We start from the raw sequence: 26797 nt of genomic DNA, 5'->3' as shown, positions 1-26797 counted from the left end.
GGTGCCCCCGACCCCGCCGCGGCGCGGGCCGAGATCGGCCCGGTCGTCGACGGTGTGCTGGCGCGTCTGTAACCGCCCGCGTCGCCGCGTCCCCGTCGAGGCCCGCGGAGGCCCGGCCTCACGCCGCGTGCGTCGCGCGCGCCACCGCGGCGGCCACGCCCCGCCACCGGTCGAAGGCGCCGCCCTCCCCGGGGCGCCAGCCCTCGGTCGCGCCGTACATCACCAGCCGGTCGGCGATCCCCCGGTACCGGGCGACGAGGGCGTCGGCGAGCTCCGCCCACGTCGCCGTCACCGTGTAGGCGTCGAGCATCTCGTCGGTGATCGTCGCCGCCATCCCCGCCAGGTCGCCGGCTCGCTGCAGCTCGTGCAGGCGGTCGGCGGTGCCGTCCCAGCCGTGCAGGTCGAAGACCCCGTGGTAGGTGCGGGTCGACCCGTAGAAGGCGACGCGCAGCCGATGCTCGTCCCGCGCCGCTGCCAGCTCGGCCTCGGTGTCGCCGACGTTCGCCATCACCGGGCACACGATCGCGAGTCGGCTCGGGTCGCGACCGGCGCTGGTCGCTCCGTCGTGGACCGCGGGGAGGACCACCTCCCGCAGGTACCGCGGCGAGTGGAACGGATGGACGTGGACGCCGTCGGCGACCTCGCCGGCCATGCGGGCCATCCACGGCCGGACCGCGGCGACGTAGATCGGGACGTCCGGATGCTCGATCGGGCCCGGGCTCCACGTCCTCGGGAGGAGGTCGAGCCGCCAGTGGTCGCCCCGGAAGTCCAGCGGCGCCCCCGACTGGAAGGCGGCGAAGATCGCGCGCAGGGCCAGGACGTACTCGCGCAGCCGCGACCCCGGGTGCTCGAACGCCACGCCGTACCGGCGCTCGATGTGCGCCTTCACCTGCGTGCCGAGCCCGAGGATGAACCGCCCGCCCGTGGCGTCGGCCAGCTCCCACGCGACCTGGGCGGTGACCATGGGGCTGCGCGGGAACGCGAGCGCCACCGCCGTCCCGACGTCGAGCCGCTGCGCCGTCAGCGCGGCCGCCGTGCAGCCGGTGTACGCGGTGTGCCCGCTCTCGGTGAACCAGAGCCCGTCGAAGCCCGCCGCCTCCGCGTCGCGAACGAGGGCCGGGACGTCGCGCACCGGCTGCGCCATGCTGATCGCGTCGAACTTCATGGTCTCGGCACCGCCGGTCGGGGAAGGTAGCAGCCCGTCGTCGGGGCGACGCTCGACCGCGGCGACGAGGCCCTCGGCTTCCTCGCCGCCCGCCGGGAGGGAAGCGTTGGCCGACGACGACGAACCGTTCGTGCCGCGGGTCCTGGACCTGGTCGGCGCCGGGGCCCACGCCGCGGACGCCGTCGAGCAGGTGCGGCGCGCCGAGGTCACCGCGGTCGAGGCGGCACCACGGACCTCGAGGCGCTGCTCCGGTTGCCCCCCGGCTCGGCTTACGCGGCCCAGCCCGGGCTCACCGGCTTCGGGACCGACGTCCACTCGCGGTTGACCCAGTGATGACGCGCCGACGCGAGCTCGCGCTCGTCGCAATCGGGCGCGGCGAGGACCGGCCACCGCCGCGCCCGCGGCGTCGGCCGTCGCCACCTCCTCGTCGAACGGCGGCGCGACCATCCGTGGCTGGGCGCCCAGCCCTCGGTACCCTCGCACGCCGAGGAGAGGAGACGAACGTGTCCTCACGGCGAGCGGGCGCGACGGCGCGCGAACGCGAATGTCCGTCGGCTCGCTCGGCCTGCCTCGTCGGAAACCGAGGATGGTGATGGCCGATCCCTTCGACCGAGTGGCGAGCACGATCAACCGCGACCTCGCCTGGCTCGCCGGCGGCCTCGCGGCGCTCGGCGGCGCCCTCGTGATCTCGGGCTACGTCGCCGTCGACGTGCTGCTCCACCGGCACCGCGACCGGCGCAAGCCGACCAGCTGACGCCGCCGGCTCAGCCGTCGACGCCGCCCGCGCCCGCCGGGTCGGCGCTGGCGAGGTGACGTCGAAAGCTGTCCACCGTCGCCTCGACGACGCGGTCGTGCCCCCACCGCAGCAACGGGTGGGCGACCCGGGCCGCCAGCCGCATCGGGCGTTGCATCATCTCGAGGGTCCACGCGGCGTCGACCCGGGACCCGCCCGGGCGCGCCGCCAGCCGCAGCTCGGCCGGCCCCTCGAGATCGCCGTGGACCGAGGCCCGGATCCGCGAGGGCCGCACGCACTCCTCGAGGTCGACGCGCACCCGCATCCGGTACGGCACCGGTGGCGCGACGACGCCCGTGAGGACGGACCCGGCCCGGAGCCCGTCGCCCTCGAGCCTGAACTCCGACAGCCAGCGCCACCAGCCCTGGAAGCGGTCCGTTCGTTCCATCGCGTCCCAGAGCTCCGGCGGCGACACCGGGAAGGTGTACGCGCCCCGGTAGTCGATCAGGCAGGAAGCCGTCGTCACCGCCTGCGACCCTACGGGTCCGAGGCCCGGGCGCGGCCCCGGCTCGCCGGCCGCGAGAGACTCGGGCCGTGACCGACGACGCCGAGCTGCGGGGCCTCGACCCGTGCGACCTCCTCGACCAGGAGTCGGCTCGCCTCGCCGCCCACCTGTCGGGCCTCCCGGCGTCCGGCTGGTCGGCGCGCTCGCGCTGCCCCGGCTGGTCGGTCCGAGACGTCGTCGCCCACCTGGCGGCGTCGGAGGACTACCACCACGCGTGCCTCGCCGGCACCGTGCGGGCGTTCACCGAGGACGTCGAGGCGCGAGGCGGGACCGACCTGACCCGGGCCAACGAGCTCGGCATCGCCGACCGGGCCGCGCTGACACCCGAGCAGCTCGTGGCGGCGTGGCGAGCCGACAACGCCGAGACGCGCCGAGGGTTCCGCGACCGCGGGGACGGTCTCGTCGACACGAGCGTCGGCGACTATCCCTGCCGGTGGCAGGCCTTCCACGTCGCCGGCGAGCTCGCCGTCCACGCCGACGACATCTTCGTCCCGATCACCGAGGCCGAGCGCGAGGCGCGGCGGACGTGGCGGACGCGGTTCTCGAGGTTCGCGCTCCGCGAGGCGAAGCCCGACCTGGACGTCGGGGTCGAGGCGGGTCGCACCCGCGTCGTCGGCGGCGGCGTCGACGTCGCCGTCGAGGACGACGAGCTCGTGGAGGCCGTGGCCGGTCGGCTCGACGCCGGGTCGACGCTCGACCCGACGGCGCGCGCCGCGCTGTCGACCATGCCGTGAGCCGAGGTCCGCGGCCGCACCCACGCCGACCGCTCGCTCTACGATCCCGCCGGTGACGGGCAGGGTGACGGCGCTCGCGGCGGGCCTGCTCCTCAGCGCCGCGCTCGTGTCGCCGGCCCTCGCCACGCCGGACCCGGTGCATGGGCGCGCCCAGGTCGTCGCGCCCTGTGCCACGCCGAGCCCGCCGACCCCACCGCCGCGGCCCGGTCCCCGCCCCGCCGCGCTGGCGAGGCTGGCGCCGCTCCGGCTCCCGGCCCCGCCGCTGCGCACGCGCGGGCCCGACCTCGTCGACCGCCGCGGCGCGGTCGTGCGGCTCGCCAGCGTGAACTGGTACGGCGCCGAGGAGCAGGACTCGGTCGTCGGGGGCCTGGACCGCCAGCCCCTCGACACGATCGCGGCCGAGATCCGCGCCCTCGGCTTCAACTCGGTGCGGCTGCCGTGGTCGAACGCGCTGCTGCACGACGACCCGACGGTCTGCGACGCCAGCGTGGCCGCCAACCCCAGCCTCCGCGGCAAGCGCGCCCTCGCGGTGCTGGACGCCGTCATCACCGCGCTCGGGCGTCAGGGGCTCATGGTGATCCTCGACAACCACATGACCACCGCGGACTGGTGCTGCCTCCCGACCGACGAGGACAGCCTCTGGTACAACGCGGGGCACAACGCCGCCGACCCGGCGTGGGTCCAGAGCTTCCACACCGGGCAGTGGCTCGCCGACTGGCAGACCATGGCCCGCCGCTACCGAGGTCCCAGCTACCACAACGTGATCGGCGCCGACCTCCGCAACGAGCCGCGCGGGGGTGCGACCTGGGGGAGTCCGGCCGGGCCCGCGCCGGGCTGTCGGCCCCCGGCGCAGGACACGAAGGACTGGCGCGACGCCGCCGAGCGGGGCGCGGCCTGCGTGCTCGCCGCCAGCCCCGACCTGCTGATCATGGTCGAAGGCGTCGGCTACTCCCTCGACTTCACCGGCATCCCGGCCGGGCCCGTCGTCCTCCCCCGAGGCCACGAGCACCAGCTCGTCTACTCCCCGCACGACTACCAGGAGGACCACGCCCCGGACGCCAACGCCGACGCCGGGCGCCTCGCCGCCGTGCTCGACCAACGGTGGGGCTCCCTCGCCACCGGCCCGGGGGCGACGCCGGTCTGGGTCGGCGAATTCGGGACCTGCCACACCCCCGCGGTGCAGTGCGACGACAACCGCACCCACTCCCGCGAGTGGTTCGCGAACCTGGCCGCCTACGTGACCGCGCACCGGTTCGGCTGGAGCTACTGGCCCCTCAACGGGACCCAGTCGCGCGGCTCCACGCGGCAGCTCGGCGCCGAGGAGACCTTCGGCGTGCTCGACCCGACCTGGGCGTGCTCGGCCCAGCCCGGCCTCACTGCCATCCTGCAGCGCATGGTCGGGGCCGCCCCCGCCGTCAGCCTCCGGTGCCGGTCGTGACGCCCACGCCGCCGGCCCGCGCCGAGGACGGCTTCGGCGCGCTCGCCTCGCGGGCGGCCGCCCACCGCGACGACCTCGACGCCGAGGTCGACGCCCTCCTCGCCGAGCTGTCACCCGACGAGCGACTGGCGATGATGTCGGGGGACCTCGACTTCTGGCCCGGGCTCGTCGAGATGCTGCGCGGCGGCTACGGCCACACGCCCTACGTGGGCGGCGCCGTCGAGCGGCTCGGGCTCCCCGGCATCCGGTTCTGCGACGGCCCGCGTGGCGTCACGCTCGGCCGCTCCACCTGCTTCCCGGTCGCGATGGCGCGCGGCGCCACCTGGGACCCCGAGCTCGAGGCGCGCGTCGGCGCCGCCATCGGCGCCGAGGCGCGGGCGCAGGGCGCCAACCTCATCGGCAGCGTGTGCGTGAACCTGCTCCACCACCCGGCGTGGGGACGGGCGCAGGAGACCTACGGCGAGGACCCGGGCCACGTCGGCGCCATGGGGGCGGCCGCGGTCCGGGGCGTGCAGCGCCACGTCGTCGCCTGCGTGAAGCACTTCGCGCTCAACAACATGGAGAACGCCCGGTTCCAGGTCGACGTCCGCGCCTCGCCCCGAGTCCTCCACGAGGTGTACCTGCGCCAGTTCCGTCGGTGCGTCGACGAGGGCGCCGGCAGCGTGATGAGCGCGTACAACTCCGTGAACGGCGCCTGGTGCGGACACAACCGACCGCTGCTCACCGAGATCCTGAAGCGACGCTGGGGCTTCGACGGCTTCGTCATCACCGACTGGATCTTCGGCATCCGCGACGCCGAGCCGGCCGCGAACGCGGGCGTCGACGTCGAGATGCCGTTCCGGATGCACTTCGCCGCCCATCTCCGGGACCTCGTCGAGGCCGGCCGGGTCCCGGCCGAGCGCGTGGACGACGCCGCTCGGCGGATCCTGCGGACGCTCCTGCGGGCCGCGGCGACGACCGAGGTCCCGACGGCCGGCGACCTCGTGGCCGGGCCCGCCCATCGCGCCCTCGCCCGCGAGGTGGCGCGGCGGGCGATGGTCCTGCTCCGCAACGAGCCCGTCGACGGGACCCCGACCCTGCCCCTCCGCGCCGAGGGGCTGCGCCAGCTGGCCGTGGTCGGACCGCTCGCCGACGTCGGGAGCATCGGCGACGCCGGCTCGAGCGCGGTGCGCCCACCCGACGTCGTCACCCCGCTGGCCGGGCTGCGCGCCGCCCTCGGCGGCGCCGTCGTCGGGGACGACGGCCGCGACCCGGCCCGCGCGGCGCGGCTCGCCGCCGCCGCCGACGCCGCCGTCGTGGTCGTCGGCTACACCGCCGACGACGAGGGCGAGTACACGGACGTGGCCGAGACGCCGGAGCTGGTGGCGCTCTTCCCGCCGCTCGCCCCCGACGACCCGGCCGCGGCCGCGCTCGGCGACGCGATCACGTCCCCGGCGCGCGCCGGACGAGGAGGCGACCGCCTCCGCCTCACCCTCCACGACCACGACGAGGAGGTCCTGCGCGCCGTCGCCGCCGCGCAGCCCCGCACGATCGCGGTGCTCGTCACCGGCAGCGCGGTCGTGACCGAGCGATGGCGCGACGAGATCCCCGCGATCGTCGTGGCCTGGTACCCGGGCATGGAGGGCGGGCACGCGCTCGCCGACGTGCTGCTCGGCCGGGTGAACCCGTCGGGCCGCCTCCCGTGCGCGTTCCCGGTCGACGAGGCGGACCTGCCCCCGTTCGACCGCGACGCCCGGCACGCCGAGTACGGGCTGTGGCACGGCCAGCAGCACCTCGACCGCACCGGTCGCCGGGCGGCCTACCCGCTCGGATGGGGTCTCACGTACACCGAGTTCCGGTACGGCGCCCCGCACGCGAGGCTCGGCGACGACGCCATCGAGCTCGAGGTCCCGCTCGCGAACGTCGGTGCCCGCGACGGCGTCGAGGTCGTGCAGTGCTACGCGGCGGCGCCCCAGTCCGCGGTCGAGCGGCCGCCGCGGTGGCTCGTCGGCTTCCAGGCCGTCGCGCTCGCCGCTGGCGCCACGAGCACGGTGCGCCTCGACGTGCCCGTCGACGCGCTGGCGTACTGGGACGAGGCTCGCGACGACTTCGTGGTCGAGGCGACCCGCTACGAGCTCGTCGTCGGCGCGCACGCGGCCGCGACCGGCGACTCGGTCCGGGTCGAGCTCACCGAGCCGTCGGCGCGTCGCTGATCGGGGCGCGGGCGGGGCGGCGACGACCCTTGGCTAGGGTTCGGAGCCGCCGCACCAAGGGGAGACAGGATGGGTCTGGACCCACAAGCCCGCGCCGTGCTCGACGAGCTCGAGGCGCTCGGGAGCCCCGACCTCGACCAGGTCACGCCGAGCGAGGCGCGCGAGCTGGCCGACGCCGGCTCGGTGCTGCTGAGCGGCCCCGGCGCCCAAGACGTGGTCGCCACCGACGACGACGTCCCGGGGCCGGCGGGGCCGATCCCGGTGCGCCGGTACGCGCCGGCCCGGGGTGACGGCGCCCGCGCCGTCGTCGTCTACTACCACGGTGGCGGCTACCTCCTCGGCAGCCTCGCCACCCACGACGCCATCTGTCGAGACCTGGCGTCCGACAGCGGTGCGCTGATCGTCTCCGTCGACTACCGGCTCGCGCCCGAGCACCGGTTCCCCGCCGCGGTCGAGGACTGCGTCGCCGCGCTGGACTGGGTGCGCGCCCACGCCCGCGAGATCGGCGGGGACCCGGACCGAATCGCGGTGGCCGGCGACAGCGCCGGCGGCACCCTCGCCGCCGTCACCGCGAACGTCAGCCGCGACCGCCCGGGGCCGCCGCTGCGGTTCCAGCTCCTCGTCTACCCCGGCGTCGGGGTGACCGAGGACCAGCCCTCGGTCCGCGAGAACGGCGAGGGCTACCTGCTGACCCGACGGGACATCGAGTGGTTCACGGCGAACTACCTCGGCCCGGACGGCGACCAGAACCACCCGTGGTTCGACCCGATCCACGCCGACCTCGCCGGCGTCGCCCCCGCCCACGTGATCACGGCGGAGTTCGACCCGCTCCGCGACGGCGGGGCCGCCTACGCGCGCCGCCTGCGGTCGTTCGGCGTGCGCGTCACGGAGCGCTGCTACGAGGGCCAGATCCACGGCGCCTTCGGGATGCAAGCGGTCGTGGACGCGTCCCGTCCCATGATCCGCGACGCGGCCGAGATCCTCCGCCACGAGCTGGCGGGCGAGCTGCGCCCGGTCGCCGCCGACTGACGGGCGCCGACCGAGCCGGGCTCATCCGACGATCGGCCGGGCCCGTCGCCAGGGCGTGAGCGAGCCTGGCACCGCCCGATCCCGGCTGGCCGCGTCGGCGACGGGCCGGCCCGGCACGAGGCCCAGGGGCAGCTCGCCGGTCCAGCGCCCGTCGGCCGGGTCGTCGTGGCTCGACGGCAGTGGCGGCCCCGAGCGGATCTTCGCCGAGGCCTCCTCGATGTCGAGGCCGAGCACGAGCACGTCTCGCCGCTCGGCGTCGTTGGCCGGCCGCGCTTCGGCGGCCCGGCCGGGCACGACGTGCTCGACGATCCGGGTCAGGGCGGTGCCGACCTCCTCGCCCCGGAGGCGGCGGGCCGTCCCGAGGATGACGACGGACCGGTAGTTGACCGAGTGGTTGCGGTGCGACGCGGCCAGCACGAGCCCGTCCACGATCGTCACCGTGACGCAGACCCGGAGCCCCCGCTCGAGGGCGCGGAGCAGCCGGCTCGCGACCGAGCCGTGGAGGAGGAGCCGGTCCTCGTCGCGGCCGTACACCATCGGCATCACGAAGGGCTGCTCGTTGAGCGTGACCCCGACGTGCGCGACGAACGCGGCGTCGAGGATCTCGTAGACGGTGCTCCGCTCGTAGCTCGCGCGCTCGGGCTTGCGCCGCACCGCGGTCCTCGAGGTGGGCGCGAGGTCGCTCACGGTCATCATCGTCGCAGCGCCGGGCGCGCGTGCGCCGCGAATTCCCCTGGGCCCGGGCCGGGTGAGCCGGCGGCCGCCCACCCCGGGCTCGCAGCAGAATGCCCGGATGCGGAGGACGCGGTCGTTTCGGTTCGGGCTGCAGCTGTGGGACGCCCCGACCGGCGCCGCCTGGGCGGCCGCCGCGCGCCGGGCCGAGGAGCTGGGCTTCGACGTCCTCGTGGTGCCCGACCACGCGGTCGCCGGTGTGCTCGCGCCGCTGGCGGCGCTCGGCGCGCTCGCCGCCGCGACCACGCGGATCCGCATCGGCACCCTCGTGCTGAACAACGACTTCCGTCACCCGGCGCTGCTCGCCCGGGAGGCTGCGACCCTCGACCTCCTGAGCGGCGGGCGGTTCGAGCTGGGGCTCGGAGCCGGCCACGCCGCCCCCGAGTACCACGAGCTCGGCATCCCGTTCGACCCCCCGGGCGTGCGGGTCAGCCGCCTGACGTCGTCGGTGGCGATCCTCCGGCGGCTCTTCGACGGCGAGACGGTCAGCGTCGACGGCCCCCACTACGTCCTGGACGAGCACCGGCTCGACCCGGCGCGCCGACCGACGCTCCTGGTCGGCGGGAACGGGGACCGGGTGTTGCGGCTGGCCGCGAGGCTCGCGGACGTCGTCGGCTTCACCGGGCTGGGTGCCACCCTGCCCGACGGGCAGCGGCACGTCACCGAGTGGGCGGTCGGCGAGATCGACGCCAAGGTCGCGACCGTGCGCGCCGCGGCCGGCGACCGCGTCGACGAGCTCGAGCTGAGTGCGCTCGTCCAGTACGTCGAGATCACCGAGGACCGGGCGCTGGCCGTGGAGCCGATCGCGGCGCGCACGGGCACCGATCCCGACACGCTGCTCGCGTCCCCGTACCTGCTCGTCGGCACCCGCGACGAGATCGTGGAGCAGATCCGCCGGGCGAGGGATCGCTGGGGCTTCTCGTACTTCGTGACCCGCGACGCCGAGGCCACGGCGCCGATCATCGACGGGCTGCGCGGCGGCTAGGCGCAGGGCCCGGCCCGCCGCGGTCAAGGAGGGGCCGCCGCGTGTCGATCTGTTGGTCGACCCGCCGGGTGTGTGGCACCCTGCGCGCCCCGGTTCGGGGAGGCGGTGATGACGACCCAGCAGCGCGACGCCGAACGCTGGCCGCCGCCGCCGGTCGGGGCGCCGCGGGCCAGCTCGCCTCGGGCCGCGTGGCCCGCGAGCACGTACCAGCCGGTTCCGAGCCCGGCCGAGGTGACCCGGAACGGCATGGCGGTCGCGTCCCTGGTGCTCGGGCTGACCTGGCTGCTGTGGGCCGGGTCGATCCTCGCCGTCGTGTTCGGACACCTCGCGCTGCGCCAGATCGCGGCGTCGCAGGGCTGGCAGCGCGGCCGGGGCATGGCCCTCTCGGGCCTCATCCTCGGTTACTGCTGGCTTGCCCTCCTGCTCCTCGGCATCGTGTCGGCCGCGGTCTTGGGCTGACCCGGCGCGGCGCCGACCTCGTGGTCACCCAGCTCCCACCTGCGGCCGAGCTCGCCTACGACCTGTCGGCGTGGTCGGACGACGCTCGCCAGTGGCTCCACGGCCGGCTCCGCGACGCCGGGGTCACACCCTGCTGGCGCGGCGGCACGCTCGTCGTGCCGGCGACGTCGCGGGTCGACGTGGACCGCCGGATCGCCGAGCTGACCGAGGGTCGACCCGCCTCGGACCGCGACGCGCCCGGCGACGCCGCGGCCGCACCCCCGCCGGGGTGGTACGCCGACCCGTGGCGCGTGACGCCGGTGCGGTGGTGGGACGGGCGCGAGTGGACCGGCCACACCGCGGCCCCGGGCCCGGAGCGGCCCTGGTTCCCGCCGCGCCGGGACGCGGGGGAAACGCCGGGGCTCCGGGGCGGCGGGCTGGCGCTGGCGGGGTTCCTCCTCGCCGAGGCGCTGGCGGTCGGGCTGGCGCTGGGCGCGATCGCGCTCGGCGCGTCGCGCCACTCGCCTGGGCTCCTGGTGGCGTCGCAGCTCGGCCTGTGGGCGGGCCTGCTGACGGCGTGCGTCCTCGCCGTGCGCCGCCACGGGCGTGGGTCCCTCCGCGAGCTGGGCCTGCGGCGCATCGGGTCGCGGGACGTCGGGGTCGGGCTCGTCGCCGCGGTCATCGGCCGGATCGGCACGGTGGTGCTCGTGGCGCCCTTCATCCCGCTGCTGCCGAACCGGACCGTCCGCACGAACGGGTTCACGACCCAGCTGCACCGCGACACCCTCACGGTGCTCCTCGTCGTCCTGATCGTGACCGTGGGCGCGCCGTTCGTCGAGGAGCTGTTCTTCCGGGGGCTGGTGCAGTCCGTGTTCACGCGGCGCTGGGGCGCACGCGTCGCCGTGTTCGCGCAGGCCGGCTGCTTCGCGGTCGCCCACTACCAGGTCGGGATGAGCCTCGCCGAGGTGCTCGTCACCTTCCTGACCATCGCCGCCTTCGGCGTGTACCTCGGCGTGCTGCGCTGGCGCTCCGACCGGCTCGGCCCCGGCATGGTGGCCCACGCCGCGTTCAACCTCGTGGCCGTCGTGCTCGTCTTGAGCCTGACCTGACCCGCCCGCCCGTCCCGGCGCTCAGCCCGAGGCCGACGCGCCGGGCGGTGGGGTCGGCGCGTCGTCGACGCCCGTCAGCCCGGCGGCGCGCTCGAGCTCCTCGAGCGCCCAGGGGATGCCCGCGGCGATGGCGTCGGTCTCCGGGGCGTTCTCGGGACAGGTGAGGAACCCGAAGTCGAGCGCGTCCCGGTAGCTCAGCACGGTGATGTTCAGCCCCCCGCCGAGGATCAGCGGGCCCATCGGGTACATGCGGACGAGCCGGCCTCCGGCGAGGTAGAGCGGGAACGGCGGGCCGGGCACGTTCGAGATGATCACGTTGTAGAGGGGCGGCCCGTGCTGCTCGAGCCCGGCGGCGGTGTACATGCGCGCCGCCAGCGTGAGGAGGCCCGGCGGCGTCGTCTCGGTGAGGCTCATGATCCCCTGCGCCGACAGCGCTTGGCGCATGGACTTGGCCCGCCGGGTGTCCTCGTGGATGGTGAGGAGCCGCTTCACCGGGTCGTCGACGTCGGTGGCGAGCGACGTGAACATGGGTCCCACCTTCGTGCCCACCTGGTCGTCGCCCTCGGCGCGCAGCGACACCGGGACCTGGGCCACGAGCGGCTGGTCCGGCAGCTCGCCGCGGTCCTCGAGGTACCGGCGGAGCGCGCCGGCGCAGAGCGCGAGCACCACGTCGTTGAGCTTCACGTCGTACGCGCGCTTGATCGCCTTCACGCGGGCCAGCGGGATGCTCGCGGCCGCGAACGAGCGGTGCGGGGTGATCGGGGCGTTGAACCGGGTGCGCGGGGTCTGCAGCGGCAGCGTGGGCGGCTGGTCGCTGCGGAGGAGCCCCGCGAGCGTCACCGCCTTGCGGGTGAGCTCGGCGCTGTAGCGGGCGGCCCGCCACGGCGTCGCGAACGCGGCGGTGAGCAGCCCCTGGCCGAACAGACGCCACCCGCTCGGCACGTGGTGGTGGTGCAACGACTCGCGCACCTCGGGGTCGGGTCCCGTCGCCACCGGCTCGAGGTCGAGCAGGATCTCGGCCAGCCCGGCGCCCGACACGCCGTCGACGATCGAGTGGTGAATCTTGGTGAGGACGGCGACGTTGCCGTCGGCGAGACCCTCGATGACCCACATCTCCCAGAGGGGCTTCGACCGGTCGAGCTTGTAGCCGATGAGGCGGCCGACGAGGTCGCCGAGCTCGGCTGCGCCCCCGGGGGCGGGGACGCCGATCCGGCGGATGTGATAGTCGGGGTCGAAGTCCTCGGCCTCGACCCACACCGGGCGGTCGAGCCCGAGCGGGACCTCGACCGGCCGCCACCGGAACTGCGGGACGCTCGGCAGCCGCGCCACCGTCGTGGCCCGCACCGCGTCGAACCCGAAGTCGGGGGCCTCGGCCGGGTCGACGACGAGCAGCGCCGACACGTGCATGTGCCAGGCCGGCGTCTCCGCGTAGAGGAACGCGGCGTCGAGGCCGCCGAGGCGTCGCATGCGCGCTCTCCTTCCGCGGGCGTCCGGCCGGCGGCGCGGGCGCGGGGCGGGTGAGCGTAGCGACGCGGGCGCGGCGAGGGAAGCGGGGGCGCGGCCGCAGCCCGGGGCCGGTCGTACGATGCCGGCGTGCCCGAGGCGTTCCTGGCCGTGAGCCTCGTCGGGGCGACGTTCACGCTGCTGGCGGTGGCCGCGCCCCGCCGGCCCGCGGTGCTGGCCTTCCCGCTCTTCATCGCCGGATGGGTGACGGGGGAGCTGGCGCTCCTCCACGTGGCCTGGCAGGTGGTGGCGACCGTCGTGTTCGTGGCCCTCGGCGCGCTGCGGGAGCCCGCGGGCTGGGCCGGGCTCGGCGTGACCGCGCTCTCGTGGGCCGCCCTGGCCGTCGTCGCGCGGCGACAGGGCACGACCGCGGCGGTGCTGACCGAGGCGATGGGCGACGCCCTCGCCGGGGACCGCGGCCGGCGCGTGGCGGAGGGCGCGGCCGTCGCCGCCGTCGTGTCGCGCCGCCAGCTGCTCTCGCCCTTCCGGATGCACGCGCGCGCGGTCGAGCGCATCCCGGACCTCGCCTACGGGGAGGACCGCCGCCACCGCCTCGACCTCTACCGGCGGCGCGACGGGGAGGGGCGCCGGCCGGTGGTCCTCCAGATCCACGGCGGGGCCTGGGTCGTCGGCGACAAGCGTCAGCAGGGTCAGCCGCTGCTCTACCACCTGGCGCAGCGCGGCTGGGTGGGGGTGGCGCCGAACTACCGGCGCTCCCCTCGCGCCACGTTCCCGGACCACCTCGTGGACGTGAAGCGCGCCCTGGCCTGGGTGCGGCGCCACGGCCCCGACTACGGGGCCGACCCGGGCTTCGTGGTGGTGACCGGCGGCTCCGCCGGCGGGCACCTCGCCGCGCTCGTGGCGCTCACCCCCGACGATCCTCGCTACCAGCCCGGCTTCGAGGCCGTCGACACCGCGGTGCAGGCGTGCGTGCCGATGTACGGCGTGTACGACTTCCTCGACCGTCACGGGGTCCGGGGCCGGGACGCGATGCGTCCGTTCCTCGAGCGGTTCGTCATGAAGTGCGCACCCGAGGAGTGCCTGGGGCTGTGGGAGGCGGCGTCCCCGATCGACTTGGTCCGTCCCGACGCGCCGCCGTTCTTCGTGGTGCACGGCGGCCACGACACCCTGGCGTGGGTGGAGGACGCGCGCTTCTTCGTCGAGGCGCTGCGCGCCGTGTCGCGCAACCCGGTGGTCTACGCCGAGCTGCCCCACGCCCAGCACGCCTTCGACGTGATGTACAGCGTGCGGACCGCGTACGTGGTCGACGCGATCGGCCGCTGGCTCGACGGCCTCCGCGGGGTCAGCCGGGGCCCGGTCGACGCCGCCGTCGACGTCGACGGCGTCTCGCCGGCCTGACCGCGGTCGACCCGGCGCGTCCGACGGTCGCGCCGGCGGATCCCGGTGGCGATCGCCGGTCGCCGCCCGCCGCGGCTCAGGCCGCCGACGAGCGCTTGGCGAGGCGAACGGTGGCGGTGTGCTGGTCCCCGGCCTGGTCGAGCCAGGTGACCCGGATCATGTCGTTCGGGTGCTTGGAGCTGATGATCTGGGTGAGCTGCGTCGAGGACGACACGCTCTGCCCGTCGATAGCGGTGATCTGGTCGCCGCGGGCGATCCCGGCGTTGGCGGCCGGGCTGCCCGACTGCACGTTCTGGACCTGCACGCCGGCCGACGACCCGTTGCCGCCGAGGCTGCCGCCGAAGCCGCCGGCGACGTCGCTGACGCCGACGCCGAGGAAGCCCGACGGCCCGACGTTGGCGTTCCCGCCGCTCTTCCCGCTGTCGATCTGGTGGACGATGGCGAGGGCGTTGTTGATCGGGATGGCGAAGCCGTCGTTGCTGCCGTTCTGGGGGATCTCGCCGTAGCCGCCGCCGGTCGAGGCCGCGGTGTTGATGCCGATCACCTTCCCGGTGGCGTCGAAGAGCGGGCCCCCGGAGTTGCCGGGCTCGAGCTGGGCGTCGGTCTCGATGAGGTCGTTCAGCTGCTCGGAGCCGCCGGTGTCACTGCGGACGGTGATGGACCGGCCGAGCGCGGTGACGCTGCCCTGGGTCACCGTGGGCGGCCCGGACCGGTTGAAGGCGTTGCCGATCGCGACGACGCCGTCGCCGACCGAGAGCTGCGATGAGTTGCCCAGCGGGATGGTGGTGAGACCGGACGCGCCCTGCGCCTGCAGCACCGCGATGTCGTCGACGACGTCGGTGCCGATCGGGACCGCGGTGTAGCTCTCGGACCGGTTCGAGATCTTCACCGTGATGGCGCTGGCGTTCTCGATGACGTGGTTGTTGGTGAGGATCTCACCCGAGGAGGTGAGCACCATGCCGGTGCCGGCGGCCTCGCCGGTCCCGTCCGCGATGGTCGCGGTGACGTCCACGATCGCGGGATCGTTGCGGGCCGCGATGGCCGACGGGTCGAGCTTGGCCTGGCTGACCGGGTTGGCCGGCGCCGAGGTGGAGCTGTTGGTGGCGGTCGGGAGCAGGCCCGAGTGGCCGCCGGAGGCGTAGGCGAGCAGCCCGCCCGCCCCGACGGCGAGGACCGCCGCGGCCAGCAGCGCCCAGAGGGTGCCGCGCCGCCGCCGGGGGCGCTGGCCCCGGGGCGCCGGCGGGCCGGCCGGGGGCGGCGGGCCGAACCCGCCGCCGGGGCCACCGCCCCGCGGGGGGGCGCCGAGGCCGGCGGCGGGCTCGGGCGGCCACCACACCGCGGTGGGCTGGGGCGGCAAGGTCGGGTCGGGGGCGGCGCGCCGAGACGGTTCGGTCGGCTGCTCGTCGTCCTCCCACCAGGTCATGTGCGTGCTCCCTCGGGCCCGGTCCGTCCGTTCGGTCCCCCCCGGGTGATCTCCACCGAGCCGATCATCGTGGTTCCGGCTGAAATTCTCCTGTGAATCATGTGTGAATCACGTCACGGGAGCGGATCTCGTTCCCGACCCGTGGCCGTGCCCCTCGTGCCCGATTGGAACGTTGGTGTCGGTCCGATCCTTCCCCTCCACGGCCCCTCTCCTCGCCGCCCGGTGGCAGCGCCCGAGGCCACCGGTGAGACTCGGGCGGTGACCGAGCCCGAGGATCCGGCCCGCCCGCTGGCCGGGACCCGGGTGCTGGACCTGACCACCTTCCTGTCGGGGCCGATCGCGGCCCGCGCTCTCGCCGACCTCGGGGCCGAGGTGGTGCGCGTCGAGCCTCCCGGCGGGGACCCGACCCGAGCCGGGACGGGGCTGGCGCCGGGCGACCCGCCGTCTCCCTTCTACCTGGCCCTGCACCGCGACCGGCGCGGGGTCGTGCTCGACCTGAAGTCCGAGGCCGGCGGCGAGGTGCTGCGCGACCTGGTGGCGGCGTCCGACGTCCTGCTCGAGAACTTCCGGCCCGGCGTCACCGACCGCCTGCGGATCGACTACGAGACGCTGGCGCCGCGCAACCCCGGGCTCGTGTACTGCACGATCACCGGGTTCGGGCCCGACGGCCCCTACTCGCAGCTGGCCGCCACCGACGGCGCGGTGCAGGCCTTCGGGGGCGTCCTCGAGCTCACCGGGCCGCCGGGCCGCTTCGGCCTCCCGGTGCCGCTCCCGCTCGCCGACCTCCTCGCCGGCGCCACCGCCGCGCAGGGCGTCCTCGCCGCCCTCGTGGCCCGGGCCCGCCACGGCCGCGGCACCCACCTCGACGTCAGCATGCTCGAGTGCCTGCTCGGCTGGCTGCTGGTGGGCGACCGGGAGCGGACCCTGGCGCCGCCGACGACGCTCGTGCTCGAGGCCGCCGACGGGGCGGCCGTCCTCGTGCAGACCAGCCTCCACTTCCAGCCCCGGCTGGCCACGCTGCTCGCCGCCGTGCCGGGCTGCGCGGCGATCACCACCGATCCCCGCTTCGCGACGCGAGACGGGCGACACGAGCACCTCGCCGCCTACACCGAGCTCGTCGCGCGGGCCTTCCGCACCCGCACCGCCGACGCCTGGCTCGAGGCGCTGGGGTCGATCGGGATCCCGGCGTCGCGGGTCCAGCGCGTCGACGACGCGCTCGCTCACCCCCAGCTCGCGCACCGGGGGGCCCAGGTGGAGGTGGCGGTCCCCGGCCTCGGTCGCCGCACCGTGCTGACGGGCCCGTTCCGCTACGACGGTCACCGCAAATCCGAGACCGCGCCGCCCCCGACGCTCGGCGAGCACACCGGCGACGTCCTCACGCGGGTGCTCGGCTACGGCCACGAGCGCATCGCCGCGCTCGGCGACGCCGGCGCCTTCGGGGACCGAGCCGTCGAGTAGCGGTGCGAGGTGGGCTCGACGCGGCGCCGGCTCCCCTCGACCCGCGCCGAGGCCGCGGCCGCGCCGTCGTCGGTCCGCGCGGGGTGGCGCCCCGACCCGGGGCGCCAGGCCGGCGGCGGGCCCGAGCCCCGCCCCGCCGCCGCTCGCGGGCGCGACGGCGGGCCGTCGTCGGGGGGACGGCACGAGGCGGGGACGGGCGGCCCGGGGATGCGCGCATCGAAGCACGGAACCTCGCCCGACCGCGCCGGTGACGCCCGACGTTCAACGAGGCTTCACGGCCTGTTCGGGCCTCTTACCCGGGTCTCACCCTGGCCGACTAGAGCTTGGGCATGCCCGGACAGGTGCTGCTCGCCGAGGACGACCGGGCCACCCGCGATTCCGTGGCCCGGGCCCTCGAGCTCGAGGGGTACGCGGTCGACGCGGTCGGCGACGGCGCCGCCGCCCTCGACGCCGTCGACGCCCGGGGGCCGGACCTGATCGTCCTCGACCTCATGATGCCGAACGTCGACGGGCTCAGCGTGTGCCGGCGGCTGCGGGCCCGCGGGGACCACACCCCGGTGCTCATCGTGACCGCCCGCACCGAGGTGTCCGACCGGGTGTCGGGCCTCGACGCCGGCGCCGACGACTACCTGCCGAAGCCGTTCGCGCTCGACGAGCTGCTGGCCCGGGTGCGGGCGCTGCTCCGCCGGGCGACCTACGACACCCCCGACCGGGAGCTCGTCGTCACCGACCTGCGCATCGACGAGGCGGCTCGGCGGGCCTGGCGCGGCGACCGCGAGCTGGCGCTCACGAAGACCGAGTTCGACCTCCTCCAGTTCATGGCCCGCAACGCGGGGATCGTGCTGACCCGATCGACGATCTACGAGCGGATCTGGGGCTACGACTTCGGGCCCGACTCCAAGTCCCTCGCCGTCTACATCGGCTACCTGCGGCGCAAGACCGAGGAGGTCGGCGAGCCCCGGCTCATCCAGACCGTGCGCGGCGTCGGGTACACGCTGCGCGAGCAGTGACCCTCCGAGCCCGCCTGGCGGTGGGGCTGGCCGTGCTCGCCGGGATCTCGGTGATCGCGGTGGCGGTGATCAGCTACGTCGCCACCGACGACCGGCTGCACGGCAACGTCGACGACGAGCTGACGAGCTACGCGGCGCGCCTGCGGGACCCGGACGGGAACGTCGCCCGGATGCTCTGCGACAGCCTGGGCGGCCACGGCCCGTTCCAAGGGGGCGGACCGCTCGTGGAGTTCGGAGGGCTCCTCGGCGGGCTGCCGCGAGGGGCGGTGCAGTGCATCGACGCCCAGGGCGCCGTCACCGGCTGGACCGGGTCGGTGAACCTGCCCGTCGACCGGTCGACGGTGCTGACCGCGACCGCGACGAGCTCCGGGCTGCTCCCGGCGACCGAGCCGACCACGACGGTGGTCAAGGGCCAGGCCTACCGGGTCGTGGCCGTCGCCCGGCCCGGCGGGGGCGAGATCCGCGTCGCGCGGGGGCTCGAGGACACCACCGAGGTCCTCGGGTCGCTGCGCGACCTCTCGATCGGCGTCGGCGTCGCCGTCATCGCCCTCGCCGCCGCGGTCGGCTGGCTCATCGCCCGGCGGGTCACCCGGCCGGTGCTCCGGCTCACCGACGCCGCCGAGGCGGTCGGGGCCACCGGCCAGCTCGAGGTCGACGTGCCCGAGGGCGGCCGCGACGAGGTCGGGCGGCTAGCCCGGGCCTTCCGCTCGATGCTCGACGCCCTCCACCGCTCGCGCACCCAGCAGCAGCGGCTGGTCCAAGACGCCGGCCACGAGCTCCGCACCCCGCTCACGAGCCTGCGGGCCAACATCGACACGCTGCGCCGTCACCCCGAGCTCGCCGGCGGCCCGCGCCAGCAGCTCCTCGCCGACCTCGACGGCGAGCTGCGCGAGCTCTCGAGCCTGGCCGACGAGCTCGTCGCCCTCGCCGTCGACCGCTACGACGACGAGTCACCGCGGCGGGTGCGGCTCGACGAGCTCGCGAGCCGGGCCGGCGCGCGCGCCGAGCGACGGAGCGGCCGCGCCATCGTCGTCGACGCCGAGCCGGCGGTCGTCGAGGCCCGCCCCGGCCAGCTCGAGCGGGCCATCGGCAACCTGCTCGACAACGCGGTCAAGTTCAGCCCCGACGGCACCCCCATCGACCTCACGGTCCGACCGGGGCGCCTCACCGTTCGCGACCGCGGGCCCGGCGTCGCGCCGGCCGACCTGCCGCTGGTGTTCGACCGCTTCTACCGGGCCGTCGACGGTCGCAGCCTCCCCGGCTCCGGGCTGGGCCTCGCCATCGTGCGCGAGGCCGTCGAGGCGGCGGGCGGGCGCGTCGAGGCGTCGAACCACCCCGGCGGCGGGGCCGTGTTCACGATCGAGCTGCCCGAGGCCCCGCCGGCCTGATCCTCGCCCGGCCGTTCTTACCGAGTTCTTGACCGCCGCTCGTCACCGTCTTGCCTCCGGCGCCGATCCTGGTCCGCATGAGCGAGCCGCGCACCCCGTCCCGCCCGATCCCGGCCGCGTCGCCCCGTCCCGACCAGGCCCCGAGCCGGCGGCTCCCCCGCGCCGGCGTCCCGGGCCCGCGCCGCCGCCACCCGGCGGCGCGGGCCCGTCGGGTCGTCGCCGGCGTGTCGGCGGTCGCCTTCGCCGGCCTGGTCGGGGCCATGGCCGCCGGGCCGGCCAGCGGCACGACCGCGACCCGGCGCGGCACGACGGCCACGACCACGACCGGCGGCGCCAGCGCGTCGACGGGCTCGTCCTCCAGCTCGTCCTCGGGGTCGTCCTCGAGCTCGTCCTCGAGCGGCCTGGCCGCCAGCGCGGGCTCGTCGTCGACGTCGAAGCCGGTCACGTCCAGCCATGCGAGCTGACCGCTTCCGCGCCATGGGCAGCGACGCCGTCGTGCTCGTCGTCGGCGGCGCGCCGGCGCACCTCGCGCAAGCCCGGCGGCGCGTCGAGGAGCTCGAGGCCCGCTGGAGCCGGTTCCGGCCCGACAGCGAGCTGAACCGGCTCAACGCCGCCGCCGGCGACGGCCCCCGGCGGGTGTCGGCCGACACCTTCACGCTGCTCGAGCACGCGCGGGAGGCCTGGCGCCTCACCGACGGTCGCTTCGACCCCACCGTGCTCGGCGACGTGCTCCGAGCCGGCTACACCACCAGCTTCGACGACCCGGCCGTCACGAGCGCCGGCGTCGGCCGGGCCTGGACCCGCGGCTGCGACCGGATCGAGCTCGACCCGGTCGCCCGCACCGTCGCGCTCCCGGCCGGCGTCGGCGTCGACCCGGGCGGGATCGGGAAGGGACTGGCCGCCGACCTCGTCGTCGCCGAGCTGCTCGCCGCCGGCGCCGCCGGCGCGGCCGTGAACCTCGGCGGGGATGTACGCGTCGCCGGCGCGCCGCCCGCCGACGCCTGGGTGGTCGCCGTCGACCATCCGTGGCGCGACGAGCCGGCGGCGGTCGTGCACCTCGACGACGGCGCCGTCGCGACGTCGAGCCGCCTCCGGCGGGCCTGGACCACCCGGCGCGGCGCCGCGCACCACCTCATCGATCCCCGCCACGGCCGCCCCGCGACCGTCGGCGCCGCCAGCGCGACCGCCGTCGCGGCGCGGGGCTGGCAGGCCGAGGCGCTGGCCAAGGCCGGGTTCCTCGCCGGCCCCGTGGCGGGCGTCGACCTGCTCGACCGGCTCGGCGTCGGCGGGCTCGTCGTCGACGAGGACGGGGCCGTCCTCACCGGCCGGGGCCTGCGGCCGTTCCTCGCCGGGGCCGCGCCCGCGGCGGTGCCGTCGTGACGACCCAGCTCTGGTGGTACGTGGCGCGCGCCAGCGGGCTGCTGTCCTGGGCCCTGCTCGCCGCCGCCGTCCTCTGGGGCCTGGCCCTCAGCAGCCGCGTCTTCGGGCGGCGGCCCCGGCCGGCGTGGCTGCTCGACCTGCACCGCTACCTCGGCGGCCTGGCCGTCGTCTTCGTCGGGGTCCACGTCGGCGCCATCCTGCTCGACACCTACGTGCACTTCGGCCTGGTCGACGTCCTCGTCCCGTTCGCCGGCACCTGGCACCCCGCCGCGGTGGCGTGGGGGATCGTCGCCATGTACCTGCTGCTCGCGGTCGAGCTCACGTCGCTGGCCCGGCAGCGGCTGCCCCTCCGGGTCTGGCGCCGGGTCCACTACGCCAGCTTCCCGCTGTTCGTGCTCGCGACCGTCCACGGGCTGACCGCCGGCACCGACCGGAGCCCGGCGGTGCAGGTCGGGATGCTCGCCGTCGCCGGCGTCGTGGCGCTCCTCACGCTGCTGCGCGCGCTCCCCGCGCGCGGCGCGCCGGCCTCGTCGCGGCCGCCGGGCCCCCGCCCCGACCCGCGACCGCCGACGGCGCCGCGAGGCGTGGCGCGGACGCCGGTCAGCGCCACCGTCGACGCCGACCCGGGACCGCCGCCGGCGTCGCCGCGCGTCACCCGGGCGCCGGTGCGCGCCACGGTCGGCGCCGACCTCGGGCCGCCGCCGGCGCCGCCGGCGCGGCTCCCCGCGGGCCGGCGCTGAGCCGACGCCAGGCGCCGCCGCGAGGCGGGCGGGCCACGACCCACGCGTACGCTGCCGCCCCGTGGCCGGGTCCACCGGCGCCGACCGGGCGCGCGAGCAGCGGCTCGTCTTCGGCGAGGTCGCCGACGCCTACGACCGGGTCCGGCCGACGTACCCCGAGCCGCTCTTCGACGCGGTGGCCCGGTTCGCGGCCCTCGGACCCGGCGACCGGGTCCTCGAGGTCGGGTGCGGCACCGGGCGCGCCACGGTGCCCCTGGCGCGACGCGGCCTCACCGTCCTCGGCCTCGAGCCCAGCGCCGACATGGCGGCGGTGGCCCGACGACACTGCGCCGCCTTCCCGGCCGTGCGCATCGACACCACGACCTTCGAGGCCTGGCCGGTCGAGCGGCACGCGTTCCGGCTGCTCGTCTCGGCCCAGGCCTGGCACTGGGTCGCCCCGGCGGCGCGGGCGACGAAGGCCCATGACGCCCTCGCGCCGGGCGGCGGCCTGGCCCTGTGCTGGAACCGGGTCCGGTGGCGGCCCGACGACCCGGTCCGGGCCGCGCTCGACGCCACTTACGACCGGCTGGCACCGACGCTGGCGGCTCGCCGACCCGGCTTCCCCGGGCTCGGGGCGGCCCCGGCGACGCCCCCGTCGGTCGTCGAGCTCGAGGCGTCGGGCCGCTTCGGGCCGGTGCGCCGCCACGAGTACCCGTGGCACGCGCGCTACCGCGCCGACCGGTACGTCGAGCTGCTCAGCACCCAGTCCGACCACCGGATGCTCCCCGAGCCGGAGCGGCGGGCGCTGCTCGACGGGGTGGCCGCGGTCGTCGCCGACGCCGGCGGCGAGATCCGAGTCGACTACATCGCCGAGCTGTACCTGGCCCGGCGGGCCTGACCCGCCCGCGGGTCGCTACCAGACCCGGACGTGCCAACGGAGGCCGTCGTCGATGCAGCGCGTGGCCGGCCCCCGGGGCATCCACACCGTGGCCGGCGCGGTGATCGTGCCGGTGACCGGCTCGAGCCGGTCGCGGCGCGGCAGCGTCTCGACCTTGCAGTAGGAGCGGACGAGGTTGCCGGGCAGGTACGAGAACACGCTCGGCGAATCGACCACGATCGACGCGAACCGGCGCTCGGCGACGGCGCCCCGCAACGTGCGGGCGAGGGTGCGGTTCGAGCCCCGCACGTGGCCGCGGAAGATGTCGTCGAGCGCGGCCGCCTGGGCCGTGGTCGGCGTGCCCGGATGGGCCCGGTCGAGGAGCCAGCTCTGCGACGGCAGGTACACGGGCGCGGGGAGCCGGCCGAGGTCGGCGACGAGCCGGTCGCCGGCCCGCGCCGTCGACGCCGACGGCACCTGCCGGAAGGGGTTGTAGGCCAGGCTGGCGAACATGGCCACGACGGCGACGAGCACGATCCGCACCGTGGCCCGGTGCCGCCGGACCACCCCGGGGAACGTCAGCGCGTGGAGGCCGAGGCCGGTGACGAGGGCCACGCCGCCGTAGGCGGGGAGCAGCACGTTGTCGTAGCCGCCGGTGTGGAGCCGAGCCGTGTAGCTGGCCAGCAGCAGGCCGCCGGTCACCGGGATCCAGAACCGGCCCGCGTCGCCGCGCCGGTAGGCGAGCAGCCCCACCGCGCCGACGATCAGGGCCACGCCGAGCGGGCGGACGAGGTCGTGGGTCCAGAAGCCGACGAACTCGCTGCGCAGGAGGGCGTGCTGCCCGGCGAGGTGGATCGTGTACTGGCCGAACCACCCGCCGGTGGCGTGGTCGAACCACAGCGTCGTCGCCGCGAGCAGCCCGCCGAACGAGGCGGCGTAGACGACCGCGAGTCGCCGGTCGCGCCACCAGAGGAACGGCAGCACCGCGAGGCTCGGCAGCAGGGCCGACTGCTTGGTGAAGTAGGCCGCGGCCAGGACGACCCCCGCCAGCGCCGCCGCCCGCGTCGTCGTCGTCCGGCGCACGCAGAGGAGGCCGACGAAGAGCAGGGCGACGAAGAGCGAGTCGACCCGGGCCAGGTCGAACCAGGCCCCGCTGAGCCGGAAGCAGGCCGCCAGCACGCCGGCCGCGACCACCGCGGCCCAGCGGTTGCGGGTCTCGAGCCAGACCAGCCGGTACACGGCCGCGAGCGTCACGAGCGACGCCGCGATCGACACCATCCGCAGCGTCGACAGGTGCAGCCCGAACACCCACGCCGCGCCGGCCGACACGAAGTAGTAGAGGGGCGTGTAGAGGTACGGGGTGAACCGGAGCGACGGGGCGCCGTAGAGGCCCTCGCCGTGCAGGACGCGCGTGACGTGGCCGAGGACGCCGCCCTCGAGCCACTCGAGCTGGTACGGGTAGTCGAACCGGGCGAACGCCACCGCCAGGTAGCAGGCGACGAAGGCGAGCGCGGCCACGAGGACGGCGCCGCGCAGCGCGCGGTCGGCGCGGGTCCCTCGGGGGAGGGGCTCGGCTCCCTCGTCGGGCCGCTCGGCGGGGCGCGGGGCCGCGCCCGTCGCCGTCGCGGCCCCGACGCGCGGGGGCGCGGTCACGGCACCGCCGACAGGGTCAGGAAGGTGAGGAGGCTCATCGCCAGCAGCCCGAGCGCCGACGCCACGACGACGACCCGCCACCACCAGCCGCGCACCGAGGCGGCGGCGGCGATGATGACGGGGAAGGCGAGCAGGAGCGGGCGGGGCCGGGGCCCGACGTTGAACGAGCTGACCGCGAACAGCAGCGCCCCGAACCCGTAGATCGTCAGTTCGGCGGGGAGCCGCCGCCGCACCAGCAGCCACGCGCCGATCAGGGCCAGCACGAAGCCGCCCGCCCACACCGGGTCGTTCAGGTCCCCGACGCCGAAGCCGAGGATCCCGGTCTGCACCCAGTTCTCGAAGCGGTGGACGATGTCGACGGTGAAGCCGGAGTGGTCGTGCCAGGTGACCTGCTCGACGTGGAGCCACTCGAAGGGATGCCCGGTCAGGACCCACTGGTAGACCACGACCGTCGCGGCGCCGGCGGTCGTGAGGGCGGGGGCGACGAACGGGCGGGCCCCGGCACCACGCCGCCACGCCGCCACCGCGCTCCAGCCGGCCACGACGATCAGCACCGCCGCCGTCGGGCGCGTCATCGCGGCCACCGCGCCGAGCGCGCCCGCGAGCACCCAGCGCCGCCGCGTGAGGGCCAGGATCGCCCCGGCCGCGGCCGCGATCGTGAGCCCCTCGGTGTAGGCCATCGACAGGACGAACGAGCCGGGGAAGAAGCAGAACAGCGTGGCGGCGCGGTACGCGATCCGCTCGTCGAAGGCCTGGGCTGTGAGCACCCAGATCAGCAGGGCGCCGACGCCGCCGAGCACGGTGGCGAGCAGCAGCGCGATGACGAGCGGCGAGCCGTGGGTCAGCCACGACTCGGCCCGGATCAGCCAGGGATAGAAGGGGAAGAAGGCGTAGCTGGCGTCGCCGCCGGGCGGGATGTTCACGTGGTGGTAGCCGTGTTGGGCGATGTCGATGTACCAGGCGCCGTCCCACCGGCCGAGGGCGCGGAGGAGCGCCACGTGCGGACCGGGGATCGGCGGCCACGGCCCGGCCCCGGGGTCGCTGCCGGCGGTGGCGACGAGCGCGGCGGCGAGGACGAGCAGTCGCGACAGCCCGTAGGTGCGGAGCACGCGGCCGACCCAGCGCGTGTCGATCGCCGGCGAGGCCACCGTTGCGGCGGAACGGGGCGACGTCTTAACCATCACGAGGCCCGTCGTCGATGTGGAGCGCTCCCGTCCCGGTGCCGCTGAGATGGCGCCGTACCCGGGGGTCGGAAGGCGCAAACCGTAGCCAGAGGGGTCGGGAGAACATAGGCGCTCAGGCCGGACATGTCCGCGCGCGTCCGGTCCCGGGCCGGGCGGGCCGAGCCCGACCCCGGCCGGCGGGCGGCGCCCGGGCTCAGGATCGGCGACGGGCCCCCACGATCGCCACCGCGACCGTGCACGGCTCGCGGGTCCGGTTGTGCCAGGCGTGCCGGGTGCCGTTCTGGACCACGCAGTCGCCGGATCCCAGGCGGACCTCGCGCCCGTCGTCGAGCTCGAGCCACACCTCGCCCGACATGACGACGTCGAAGTCCACGGTGTCGGTCGTGTGCATCCCCGGGTGGTCGGGCTCCATGACCTCGGCCATGCCGGGCAGCCGCGCCTCGAGCTCGTCGAGCGCGGCGCCGAGGTCGACGTCGGTGCCGACGGTGACGGTGTCGGGCGCGAGGGTGAAGAACCCGAACCGGAAGCCGCCGACGGGCGGGAAGTAGCGGTACCGGTCGAGGCACGCGGTGTCGTCGGGCACCGACGCGGGCCCGTCGCGTCCCCAGACCTGGTGGAACGCCGCGCCCGGCAGCAGCGAGAGCGTCACCGGCTCGACGGTCTCGTCGACGACGAACACCGACCGCCCGTGCTGGTCGTGACCCGTCACCACCCGACGTCGGCTCATCGCCCCTCCAGCTCCCTCGGTCGGGGGCAGGCTAGACATCGCGGCCGGACCGCGTTCGCCGGCGCGGCAAGATACGGCGCCGGCCGCGGGGGCGGCCCGCGTCGTCGGGAGGCGAGCCATGCCGAGACAGGTCGCGTTCGTCACCGGCGCCAGCCGCGGCATCGGCAAGGCCTGCGCCGTGCACCTGGCCCGAGCCGGGTTCGACGTCGCGGTGACGGCCCGCACGGTCGTCGACGGCGAGGCCCGGGAGCACTCGTCGACGGTGCACCGCTCCGACACGCGCCCGCTGCCGGGCAGCCTGGCCGCGACCGCGGACGAGGTGCGCGCCGCCGGCCGCGAGGCGCTCGTCCTGCCCGCCGACCTGCTCGACCGGGCGTCGCTCGGCGCCGCGACGGCGGTCCTGCTCGAGCGGTGGGGCGGCGTCGACGTCCTCGTCAACAATGGCCGCTACATCGGCCCCGGGCACATGGACCGGTTCCTCGAGACGCCGCTCGAGCTGCTCGACCGGCACCTCGACGCCAACGTGATGGCGCCGCTGGTGCTGCTCCGCCACTGCCTGCCGGCGATGCTCGAGCGCGGCGGCGGGCGCGTGCTCAACATCACGTCGAGCGTGGCCTGGACCGACCCGCCGGCCCCGGCCGGCGAGGGCGGCTGGGGCCTCGGGTACGCGATGTCGAAGGCGGCGCTGCACCGCGTCGCCGGACTGGTGCAGCGCGAGCTCGCCGGCACCGGGATCGTGCTCCTGAACGTCGACCCCGGGTTCGTCGCCACCGAGCGCATGGCCCAGGACATGGGCGAGTTCGGCTTCGACGCCTCGGCCGCGGCGCCGCCCGACGCGGTCGGCGCCGCGGTGGCGTGGCTCGCCTCCGCCCCCGACGTCGGCGCGTGGGCCGGCGGCGTCGTCGCGGCCCAGCCGCTGTGCCACGAGCGCGGCCTGCTGCCGGGCTGGTCCGGCCCGGTCCCGAACCCGGTGTGACCGCCGCCGGCGCCGCGCCC

The 26797-nt window shown here is 76.2% G+C and carries 25 protein-coding genes; 16 read left to right on the top strand and 9 right to left on the bottom strand.

The window, feature by feature from the left end:
- Positions 1–118: 118 nt before the first annotated feature.
- Positions 119–1375: a TIGR03617 family F420-dependent LLM class oxidoreductase gene (locus tag VG869_02655; GenBank protein HEV3450080.1), complete on the bottom strand. Its 1257-nt coding sequence runs from the start codon at positions 1373–1375 to the stop codon at positions 119–121.
- Positions 1376–1757: 382 nt separating this feature from the next.
- Between VG869_02655 and VG869_02650 the strand changes: the two genes are divergently transcribed.
- Complete coding sequence (locus tag VG869_02650; GenBank protein HEV3450079.1) at positions 1758–1919, top strand: hypothetical protein; 162 nt, start codon at positions 1758–1760, stop codon at positions 1917–1919.
- Positions 1920–1929: 10 nt separating this feature from the next.
- On the opposite strand, the gene VG869_02645 is transcribed toward VG869_02650, so the two are convergent.
- Positions 1930–2424 (bottom strand): hypothetical protein, encoded by a 495-nt coding sequence (locus tag VG869_02645; GenBank protein ID HEV3450078.1) that lies wholly within the window; start codon positions 2422–2424, stop codon positions 1930–1932.
- A gap of 68 nt (positions 2425–2492) precedes the next feature.
- On the opposite strand from VG869_02645, the gene VG869_02640 reads away from it, so the two are divergent.
- From VG869_02640 to VG869_02625, 4 genes are all read left to right on the top strand, one after another.
- Positions 2493–3197 (top strand): maleylpyruvate isomerase family mycothiol-dependent enzyme, encoded by a 705-nt coding sequence (locus VG869_02640; protein ID HEV3450077.1) that lies wholly within the window; start codon positions 2493–2495, stop codon positions 3195–3197.
- Positions 3198–3249: 52 nt separating this feature from the next.
- Positions 3250–4635: a cellulase family glycosylhydrolase gene (locus VG869_02635; protein ID HEV3450076.1), complete on the top strand. Its 1386-nt coding sequence runs from the start codon at positions 3250–3252 to the stop codon at positions 4633–4635.
- Positions 4632–6827, top strand: a complete 2196-nt coding sequence (locus VG869_02630; protein ID HEV3450075.1) for a glycoside hydrolase family 3 C-terminal domain-containing protein — start codon at positions 4632–4634, stop codon at positions 6825–6827. Before VG869_02635 ends, VG869_02630 begins: the two co-directional genes overlap by 4 nt.
- A gap of 69 nt (positions 6828–6896) precedes the next feature.
- Positions 6897–7856 (top strand): alpha/beta hydrolase, encoded by a 960-nt coding sequence (locus VG869_02625; GenBank protein ID HEV3450074.1) that lies wholly within the window; start codon positions 6897–6899, stop codon positions 7854–7856.
- 21 nt (positions 7857–7877) lie between these two features.
- Here the strand turns inward: VG869_02625 and VG869_02620 are convergent, their stop codons facing one another.
- The gene (locus VG869_02620; GenBank protein ID HEV3450073.1) at positions 7878–8543 is read right to left on the bottom strand and encodes a pyridoxamine 5'-phosphate oxidase family protein; all 666 of its coding nucleotides are present in this window, start codon (positions 8541–8543) and stop codon (positions 7878–7880) included.
- Between the two features lie 106 nt (positions 8544–8649).
- Between VG869_02620 and VG869_02615 the strand changes: the two genes are divergently transcribed.
- The 3 genes from VG869_02615 to VG869_02605 all read left to right on the top strand — a co-directional run bounded on the left by VG869_02615 (position 8650) and on the right by VG869_02605 (position 11120).
- Positions 8650–9573 (top strand): TIGR03621 family F420-dependent LLM class oxidoreductase, encoded by a 924-nt coding sequence (locus tag VG869_02615; GenBank protein HEV3450072.1) that lies wholly within the window; start codon positions 8650–8652, stop codon positions 9571–9573.
- 108 nt (positions 9574–9681) lie between these two features.
- A complete protein-coding gene (locus VG869_02610) occupies positions 9682–10032 on the top strand; it encodes a DUF4190 domain-containing protein (protein HEV3450071.1) in 351 nt (116 codons plus the stop codon).
- Positions 10033–10052: 20 nt separating this feature from the next.
- The gene (locus VG869_02605) at positions 10053–11120 is read left to right on the top strand and encodes a CPBP family glutamic-type intramembrane protease (protein ID HEV3450070.1); all 1068 of its coding nucleotides are present in this window, start codon (positions 10053–10055) and stop codon (positions 11118–11120) included.
- Positions 11121–11141: 21 nt separating this feature from the next.
- On the opposite strand, the gene VG869_02600 is transcribed toward VG869_02605, so the two are convergent.
- The gene (locus VG869_02600) at positions 11142–12587 is read right to left on the bottom strand and encodes a wax ester/triacylglycerol synthase family O-acyltransferase (protein ID HEV3450069.1); all 1446 of its coding nucleotides are present in this window, start codon (positions 12585–12587) and stop codon (positions 11142–11144) included.
- Between the two features lie 126 nt (positions 12588–12713).
- On the opposite strand from VG869_02600, the gene VG869_02595 reads away from it, so the two are divergent.
- On the top strand, positions 12714–13982 hold the full coding sequence (locus tag VG869_02595) for an alpha/beta hydrolase (GenBank protein HEV3450068.1): 1269 nt from the start codon (positions 12714–12716) through the stop codon (positions 13980–13982).
- 76 nt (positions 13983–14058) lie between these two features.
- On the opposite strand, the gene VG869_02590 is transcribed toward VG869_02595, so the two are convergent.
- Complete coding sequence (locus VG869_02590; GenBank protein ID HEV3450067.1) at positions 14059–15405, bottom strand: trypsin-like peptidase domain-containing protein; 1347 nt, start codon at positions 15403–15405, stop codon at positions 14059–14061.
- 258 nt (positions 15406–15663) lie between these two features.
- On the opposite strand from VG869_02590, the gene VG869_02585 reads away from it, so the two are divergent.
- The 3 genes from VG869_02585 (at position 15664) to VG869_02575 (ending at position 19261) form a co-directional block, all read left to right on the top strand.
- Complete coding sequence (locus tag VG869_02585; GenBank protein HEV3450066.1) at positions 15664–16863, top strand: CoA transferase; 1200 nt, start codon at positions 15664–15666, stop codon at positions 16861–16863.
- A 329-nt stretch (positions 16864–17192) separates the two neighbouring features.
- Entirely contained in the window at positions 17193–17873 is a 681-nt protein-coding gene (locus VG869_02580; protein HEV3450065.1) for a response regulator transcription factor, read from the top strand.
- On the top strand, positions 17870–19261 hold the full coding sequence (locus VG869_02575) for a HAMP domain-containing sensor histidine kinase (GenBank protein ID HEV3450064.1): 1392 nt from the start codon (positions 17870–17872) through the stop codon (positions 19259–19261). Before VG869_02580 ends, VG869_02575 begins: the two co-directional genes overlap by 4 nt.
- On the opposite strand, the gene VG869_02570 is transcribed toward VG869_02575, so the two are convergent.
- Positions 19227–19706, bottom strand: coding sequence for a hypothetical protein (locus VG869_02570; protein ID HEV3450063.1), 480 nt, complete (start codon positions 19704–19706; stop codon positions 19227–19229). The genes VG869_02575 and VG869_02570 overlap by 35 nt on opposite strands.
- A gap of 8 nt (positions 19707–19714) precedes the next feature.
- On the opposite strand from VG869_02570, the gene VG869_02565 reads away from it, so the two are divergent.
- The 3 genes from VG869_02565 to VG869_02555 all read left to right on the top strand — a co-directional run bounded on the left by VG869_02565 (position 19715) and on the right by VG869_02555 (position 22258).
- The gene (locus VG869_02565; protein ID HEV3450062.1) at positions 19715–20641 is read left to right on the top strand and encodes an FAD:protein FMN transferase; all 927 of its coding nucleotides are present in this window, start codon (positions 19715–19717) and stop codon (positions 20639–20641) included.
- Positions 20638–21381, top strand: coding sequence for a ferric reductase-like transmembrane domain-containing protein (locus VG869_02560; GenBank protein HEV3450061.1), 744 nt, complete (start codon positions 20638–20640; stop codon positions 21379–21381). Before VG869_02565 ends, VG869_02560 begins: the two co-directional genes overlap by 4 nt.
- A 61-nt stretch (positions 21382–21442) precedes the next feature.
- Entirely contained in the window at positions 21443–22258 is an 816-nt protein-coding gene (locus VG869_02555; protein ID HEV3450060.1) for a class I SAM-dependent methyltransferase, read from the top strand.
- Between the two features lie 15 nt (positions 22259–22273).
- Here VG869_02555 and VG869_02550 read toward each other — a convergent pair whose 3' ends face one another.
- From VG869_02550 to VG869_02540, 3 genes are all read right to left on the bottom strand, one after another.
- Positions 22274–23890: a glycosyltransferase family 39 protein gene (locus VG869_02550; GenBank protein ID HEV3450059.1), complete on the bottom strand. Its 1617-nt coding sequence runs from the start codon at positions 23888–23890 to the stop codon at positions 22274–22276.
- On the bottom strand, positions 23887–25038 hold the full coding sequence (locus tag VG869_02545) for a mannosyltransferase family protein (protein ID HEV3450058.1): 1152 nt from the start codon (positions 25036–25038) through the stop codon (positions 23887–23889). The genes VG869_02550 and VG869_02545 overlap by 4 nt, the downstream gene beginning before the upstream one ends.
- Before the next feature lie 229 nt (positions 25039–25267).
- Positions 25268–25801 (bottom strand): cupin domain-containing protein, encoded by a 534-nt coding sequence (locus tag VG869_02540; protein ID HEV3450057.1) that lies wholly within the window; start codon positions 25799–25801, stop codon positions 25268–25270.
- A 118-nt stretch (positions 25802–25919) separates the two neighbouring features.
- Between VG869_02540 and VG869_02535 the strand changes: the two genes are divergently transcribed.
- The gene (locus VG869_02535) at positions 25920–26777 is read left to right on the top strand and encodes an SDR family oxidoreductase (protein ID HEV3450056.1); all 858 of its coding nucleotides are present in this window, start codon (positions 25920–25922) and stop codon (positions 26775–26777) included.
- The last annotated feature ends 20 nt before the right edge of the window (positions 26778–26797 follow it).

Source organism: Acidimicrobiia bacterium, assembly GCA_035948415.1.
Classification (GTDB): Bacteria; Actinomycetota; Acidimicrobiia; order IMCC26256; family PALSA-555; genus PALSA-555.
The sequence above is the reverse complement of the archived record's forward strand: the minus strand, read 5'-3'. Positions and strand labels throughout refer to the sequence as shown.

Coding starts and splice junctions, on each gene's coding strand:
- VG869_02580 (HEV3450065.1), top strand. CDS start 17,193: ATGCCCGGACAGGTGCTGCTCGCCGAGGACGACCGGGCCACCCGCGAT.
- VG869_02535 (HEV3450056.1), top strand. CDS start 25,920: ATGCCGAGACAGGTCGCGTTCGTCACCGGCGCCAGCCGCGGCATCGGC.
- VG869_02615 (HEV3450072.1), top strand. CDS start 8,650: ATGCGGAGGACGCGGTCGTTTCGGTTCGGGCTGCAGCTGTGGGACGCC.
- VG869_02600 (HEV3450069.1), bottom strand. CDS start 12,587: ATGCGACGCCTCGGCGGCCTCGACGCCGCGTTCCTCTACGCGGAGACG.
- VG869_02610 (HEV3450071.1), top strand. CDS start 9,682: ATGACGACCCAGCAGCGCGACGCCGAACGCTGGCCGCCGCCGCCGGTC.
- VG869_02540 (HEV3450057.1), bottom strand. CDS start 25,801: ATGAGCCGACGTCGGGTGGTGACGGGTCACGACCAGCACGGGCGGTCG.
- VG869_02565 (HEV3450062.1), top strand. CDS start 19,715: ATGCGAGCTGACCGCTTCCGCGCCATGGGCAGCGACGCCGTCGTGCTC.
- VG869_02625 (HEV3450074.1), top strand. CDS start 6,897: ATGGGTCTGGACCCACAAGCCCGCGCCGTGCTCGACGAGCTCGAGGCG.
- VG869_02590 (HEV3450067.1), bottom strand. CDS start 15,405: ATGACCTGGTGGGAGGACGACGAGCAGCCGACCGAACCGTCTCGGCGC.
- VG869_02650 (HEV3450079.1), top strand. CDS start 1,758: ATGGCCGATCCCTTCGACCGAGTGGCGAGCACGATCAACCGCGACCTC.